General features: G+C 59.3%; 2 protein-coding genes. Both read left to right on the forward strand.

Features of this window, described 5'->3' with window-relative positions:
- A partial coding sequence (locus HDE79_RS21775) for a transposase (RefSeq protein ID WP_184605318.1) occupies positions 1–324 on the forward strand: 324 nt, incomplete at its 5' end.
- The gene (locus HDE79_RS21780) at positions 297–1,130 is read left to right on the forward strand and encodes an IS3 family transposase (RefSeq protein WP_343206021.1); all 834 of its coding nucleotides are present in this window, start codon (positions 297–299) and stop codon (positions 1,128–1,130) included. The genes HDE79_RS21775 and HDE79_RS21780, both read left to right, overlap by 28 nt.
- Positions 1,131–1,163: the final 33 nt, after the last annotated feature.

The following is a 1,163-nucleotide window of genomic DNA, read 5'->3' on the forward strand; positions in this document are numbered from 1 at the left end:
CGATATACCCAGGAATTCAAGGCGACAGCCGTCCGTTTAAGTGAGTTGCCTGGCGTGGCCGTGCAAGACGTGGCCGCATCGCTTTACATCCATCCGTTCATGCTGTCTCGTTGGCGCAAACAAGCGCGCGAGGGTGTGATCGTGACTAAAGGTGTAGCTGTCGATAAAGAGGTTGCCGCAGAGCTCAAGGAGCTGCGTCGCGTGAAGAAGGCTTACGAGCAGTTGAAGATTGAACATGACCTTTTAAAAAAAGCGATCGCGTTCACTTCCAGTCCAAGGCCGATATCTTCGCCTTCATCCACCAGCAAACGCACCAGCCGGTGAGGCTGCTGTGCCGGCTCTACGCTGTCAGTGCCAGCGGTTATTACGCTTGGCGTGATCGTCCAGCGAGCGCGCGAGCGCAGGAGGATATGCGCTTGGTTGAGCGCATTCGCCAGGTGCACGACGAAGGTCGACAAACGTACGGCAGCCCACGAGTTCACGCCGGCCTGAAACGCGACGGCGAACCTGTCGGGCGGCGTCGGGTAGAGCGCCTGATGCGGGATAACGGCATCCGCGGCAGCTCCGCGGATTTGTATCGCCGTTGTCCCGGCGTCGATCGTTTCTTCGCCAGCGTCGACAATCAGGTACACGAATTGACCGTGGATCGGACCAATCAGGTCTGGGTGACCGATGTGACATATCTGAAAGTCTCGGGAACGTGGAGGTATCTCGCCACGGTTATGGACCGCTACTCGCGACGGTTGCTGGGGTGGTCGCTGGGCGCAGATCGGACAGCCAGACTGACACGTCGAGCACTGGCGGCAGCACTGCGCGAGCGAAAGCCGCCGCCCGGTACGCTGCTGCACAGTGATCGCGGCGTTGAGTTCCTCGCCGGCGACTTCAAGCGCGTGTTAGCCGGCGCGGGACTGGTGCAAAGCGTCAACCGCCCGCATCGCATGACCGATAACGCGCACATGGAATCGTGGAACAAGTCGATGAAATCGGACATGTACCACCGGCGGGGTTTCGCCACCGAAGGCGCAATACGAAGCGCCGTGCGCAGCTATATTGAGTTCTACAACACCAAGCGCTTGCACTCCGCGTTGGGGTATCGTTCTCCCATCGAGTTCGAGGCACAATGCGGCTAACCAGTCGGTGTCCACTTTTGCGTAGGAACTCTC

It is taken from the genome of Rhodanobacter sp. MP1X3, assembly GCF_014207165.1.
Taxonomy (GTDB): domain Bacteria; phylum Pseudomonadota; class Gammaproteobacteria; order Xanthomonadales; family Rhodanobacteraceae; genus Rhodanobacter.